1 protein-coding gene is annotated in these 407 nt (G+C 74.4%); it reads left to right on the top strand.

What is annotated here, in order from left to right; genetic code table 11:
• Window positions 1-407, top strand: a 407-nt coding sequence (locus CAY82_RS27685; protein WP_140399184.1) for a HAMP domain-containing protein, incomplete at both ends; no start/stop codon positions are given.

The following is a 407-nucleotide window of genomic DNA, read 5'->3' on the forward strand; positions in this document are numbered from 1 at the left end:
GCTGATCGCCGGTTCCGTCCTGGTCGCCGACCGGCTGGGCGCGAAGGTCGTCCGCTCCTCGAAGCGGCTCGCGCAGGCGTCGCACGCGCTCGGCCAGGGCGACCTGGACACCCGCGTGGACCCCATGGGCCCCAGGGAGCTGCGGGACGCGGGCGTCGCCTTCAATGCGATGGCCCACCGGATGAACGAGCTGCTCGCCGTCGAACGCGAACTCGTCGCCGACCTCTCCCACCGGCTGCGCACCCCACTGACCGCCCTGCACCTGGCGTCGGAGCGCATGGCCGGTACGGCGGAGTCGGCCAGGGTGGAGGCGGCGGTCGGCGAGCTGGAGGCGGAGCTGGAAGCCATCATCGCCGCGGCCCGCACCCCGCTCGCCGTGGGCCCCATGGGGCAGGGCATGCTCGGTG

The organism is Pseudomonas sp. SID14000 (genome assembly GCF_002165135.1).
GTDB lineage: Bacteria > Pseudomonadota > Gammaproteobacteria > Pseudomonadales > Pseudomonadaceae > Aquipseudomonas.